Consider the following 3,762-nt stretch of genomic DNA (forward strand, 5'->3'; position numbering starts at 1 on the left):
GCAAGCCGCCCCGGCCCAGGAAGCCGCCGCGGAACAGCCGGCCGCCGAGCCTGCCGCGCCGGAAACACCTGCCCTCAGCGACCAGGACATCGAAGCCCGCGTGACCCATATCCGGGCGCTGGTGCGTGAGGAACAGCCGCAAGAAGCCATACAGGCGCTGCGCGAATTGCAACAGGCCGCCCCCGACCTGGAGCTGCCCGACGACCTGCAGGAACTGGCTCAGCAGATCCCGTCCTGACCGCCGCCGCCCATCGGCGCCGCGCTTTGTGCGGCCGATGGGTGCGTGTGTCCGATATCAACCCGGCGGGGCGCGGCTTCTTGTTAACATAGCCGCCATGAGTCCGAGCTTCCACCACCGCAATCTGCCCCATCTGCTGCTCTACGCGCGCGAAACCTTGATGGCGCATTTCCGCCCCATCCTGCACGCCGCGGGCGTAACCGAACAGCAATGGCGGGTTCTGCGCACGCTGAGCGAGGTGGGCTCCATGGAACCCAACCAGATCGCCCGCACCTGCCAGATCCTCAGCCCCAGCCTGACCCGCATGCTGGCGGGCATGCAGGAACAGGGTCTGATCAAGCGCGCGCGTTCCAGCGCCGATCAGCGCCGCCAGGAAATTTCGCTGACGCCCAAGAGCAACAAGCTGATCGACCGCATGCGGCCGCAAGTAGATGCGAAGTACCAGGAGATCGAGGCCAGGATAGGCAAGGAATTGCTGGACCGCCTGTACCGCGACGTCGACACCATGGTCGAACTGATCAAGCGCGAGCCCGCCGACCCGCGCGCCTCCGAGGAAGAATGATCAGGCCGGCAGCGGGAAGATCGCGTTGATCTGCCCCGTGCCGGAACTGGCGAAGTAGTCGGTCACGATCTCCACCGGCTGGTCGTAGCCGTCCCAGCCCAAGAGGCCCAGCAGCATCGCGGTATCGTGCATGCCGCCCTCGCCCACGCACAGCTCGGCGTATTCCGGCAGCATGGCGCAGAAGGTCTTCCAGTCGCCCTGCCGCCACAAGTCCACCACGCGCAAGTCCACCTGCCGGAAGAACTCGCGGCTGATCTGGTGCATGGCGGCCTCCGGGCTGCCATTGTCATTGAAGCGATGCGACAGCGAACCGCTGGCCAGCACCGCCACACGGTTGTCGCTGGCCTCGATGGCCTGGCGCAGCGCGGCGCCGAAGCGCCGGCTGTCATCCAGCGAGTGCCAGGCGCACCAGGCGGCTACCGATACCACGCTGAAGCGTCCGTCGCCGTTCATGTAGCGCATGGGCACCAGGGTGCCGTACTCCAGTTCCAGGCTGTCGATCTCATGCGAGCGCGTGCCCACGCCCGCCGCGTTGGCGCATTCGGTGATGCGGCGTCCCAGCTGCGGATTGCCACGGTAGGCGTAATCCATGTCCTTGATGAAATGCGGCAGCTCGTTGCTGGTGTAGCAGCCCTTGAAGGCGCTGTTGCAGTTCACGTGATAGCCGCCGTTGACCAGCCAATGCACGTCCAGCACCACCATACTGTCCACTTCCAGGTCGCGGCAACGCTGGCCGATGATGCGGTGCCCCTGGATCGCGGCTTCCCTGCAGCCCTGGTGCTTGCCAGGCAGTTCCGAAAGATACATGGACGGCACATGCGTTACCTTGGCCGCCAGCGCGAGCTTGCCCATGATGCTAGTCTCCTCGTTCTTGTCAGTCCGGACCGGATTCACACGCCCCATCTGGGGATGTGGTGGCTGCCCATGGACACGCACACGTTCTTGATCTCGGCAAAGACCTCGTAACTGTATTCGCCGCCTTCGCGTCCGGTGCCGGATTCCTTGGTGCCGCCGAAGGGCTGGCGCAGGTCGCGCACGTTCTGACTGTTGATGAACACCATGCCGGCTTCGATGCCGCGGGCCAGGCGGTGCGCGCGGCCGATGTCGCTGGTCCAGATGTAGGACGCAAGGCCATACTTCACGTCGTTGGCCAGCGCCAGGCCCTCGGCCTCATCCTTGAACGGCAGCAGGCAGGCCACGGGGCCGAAGATCTCTTCCTGCGCGCAGCGCATGCGGTTGTCGACGTCGGCCAGCACCGTGGGGCTGACGAAATTGCCGCCCGACAGGTGGGCCGGCAAGCCGGCGGGCCGGTCCGCGCCGCCCGCGAGGATGCGCGCGCCCTCCTGTTCGGCCAGGCGGATGTAGCCCGTGACCTTTTCCCAGTGCTGGCGCGTGATCATTGCGCCCACGTGGGTATTGTCATCGGTAGGGTCGCCGACGGCCAGGCGCTGCGCGCGTTCGGCGAACCTGCGCACGAAGTCGTCGTAGATGGTCTGCTGGATGAAGATGCGCGAGCCCGCGGTGCAGCGTTCACCATTGAGCGAAAAAATGGTGAAGAGCGCCGCGTCCAGCGCCCGCTCCACGTCCGCGTCGTCGAAGATCAGCACGGGCGATTTGCCGCCCAGCTCCATCGAGTACTTCTTGACGCCGCCGGCGCTGGCCAGGATCTTCTTGCCGGTCACGGTGCCGCCCGTGAACGAGATCGCGCGCACGCCGGGGTGGCGCACCAGCGCGTCGCCAGCGGTGGCGCCATAGCCCTGCACCACGTTCAGTACGCCGGCCGGAATGCCGGCCTCCAGCGCCAGCATGCCCAGCTGGTCCGCCGTCAACGGCGAGAGTTCGGACATCTTCAGCACGGCGGTATTGCCCAGCGCCAGGCACGGTGCGGTCTTCCACGTGGCCGTCATGAACGGCACGTTCCAGGGCGACACCAGCGCACACACGCCCACCGGCTGGTACAGCGTGTAGTTCAACATCTGGTCGTCCACCGGATAGGTGTGGCCGTTCATGCGCGTGCAGACCTCCGCGAAGAAATTGAAGTTCTCCGAGGCGCGCGGGATCAGCTGCTTGCGGGTCTGGGAAATCGGCAGCCCGGTGTCGCGGGTTTCCAGCTCGGCCAGCTGCGGCACATTCTGGTCTATCAGTTCGCCCAGCCTGCGCATCAGGCGGGCGCGCTCCTTGGCGGGCGTGCTGGCCCACTTGGGAAAGGCCTCGGCCGCGGCCGTCACGGCCGCGTCGATCTCGGCCTGCCCGCCCGCAGCCACCTCGGCGATGGCCTCGCCAGTAGCGGGGTTGCTGGTGATGAAGCGGTCGCTGCTGTCGACCTGCTTGCCGTTGATCCAGTGCTTGATGCTCACGCGCGGCTCCTCGTCCCGACTGCGCCGGATCGGCCGGCGCAAATTTGATTAACACGTTAACGTTATGCTTGCCAGACGGCGCTGTCAACGCCGGGAAACCCCCAGCCCGTCCCCGCCGCCGTGACCTGCCAGCGGATTGTTGTTACCGCGGTTTTTCATTAATATAGTTAACATGATAATTACATTCGGTGGAGCAAGGCCATGCCCCATATCTGGATCGAATACTCGGGCAATCTGGCCCTGGATACGCAAGCCCTGATGCGGACCGTGCAGGATGCCGCCGTGGGCGACGGCAGCCTGTTCCCGCTGGCCGGCGCGCGCACCCGCGCGCTGCGCGTGGATGACTGCCTGATCGTCGATGGCCATCCCGACAATGCCTTCGTCCACGTGGTGCTGCGCATCGGCCACGGCCGCAACGCCGAACAGAAGGCTGCTCTGGGCGAACGCGTGTTCCAGGCGTTAAGCGCCGCGCTGGCGCCGCAGATGGCGGCGCGCCCGCTGGGGATCTCGATGCAGATCGAGGAAGCCGACCCGGTGCTGAACTACAAGCTGAACAACTATCGTGAACACCTGGCCGCGCGCGCCGCGGCGGCCGCGGCGCCATG

At 66.0% G+C, this 3,762-nt stretch carries 3 protein-coding genes and 2 pseudogenes; 3 read left to right on the forward strand and 2 right to left on the reverse strand.

What is annotated here, in order from left to right:
• Window positions 1-238: pseudogene (locus VIR09_RS31530) on the forward strand (hypothetical protein); the annotation flags it as partial.
• Window positions 239-335: 97 nt separating this feature from the next.
• A complete protein-coding gene (gene hpaR / locus VIR09_RS31535) occupies window positions 336-800 on the forward strand; it encodes a homoprotocatechuate degradation operon regulator HpaR (protein WP_013394799.1) in 465 nt (154 codons plus the stop codon).
• Here the strand turns inward: hpaR and hpaD are convergent, their stop codons facing one another.
• Together hpaD and hpaE are read right to left on the reverse strand one after the other, a co-directional pair.
• On the reverse strand, window positions 801-1,652 hold the full coding sequence (hpaD, locus tag VIR09_RS31540; protein ID WP_332016445.1) for a 3,4-dihydroxyphenylacetate 2,3-dioxygenase: 852 nt from the start codon (window positions 1,650-1,652) through the stop codon (window positions 801-803).
• Window positions 1,653-1,690: 38 nt separating this feature from the next.
• Window positions 1,691-3,157: a 5-carboxymethyl-2-hydroxymuconate semialdehyde dehydrogenase gene (gene hpaE, locus VIR09_RS31545; protein WP_332016446.1), complete on the reverse strand. Its 1,467-nt coding sequence runs from the start codon at window positions 3,155-3,157 to the stop codon at window positions 1,691-1,693.
• 201 nt (window positions 3,158-3,358) lie between these two features.
• Here hpaE and VIR09_RS31550 point away from each other — a divergent pair.
• A pseudogene (locus tag VIR09_RS31550) lies at window positions 3,359-3,762 on the forward strand (4-hydroxyphenylacetate isomerase); the annotation flags it as partial.

The organism is Achromobacter sp., assembly GCF_036567245.1.
Lineage (GTDB): Bacteria > Pseudomonadota > Gammaproteobacteria > Burkholderiales > Burkholderiaceae_B > Achromobacter.

What these genes read in the sequence shown, in the direction of transcription:
- hpaR (WP_013394799.1), top strand. Translation starts at nt 336, where the DNA reads ATGAGTCCGAGCTTCCACCACCGCAATCTGCCCCATCTGCTGCTCTAC.
- hpaD (WP_332016445.1), bottom strand. Translation starts at nt 1,652, where the DNA reads ATGGGCAAGCTCGCGCTGGCGGCCAAGGTAACGCATGTGCCGTCCATG.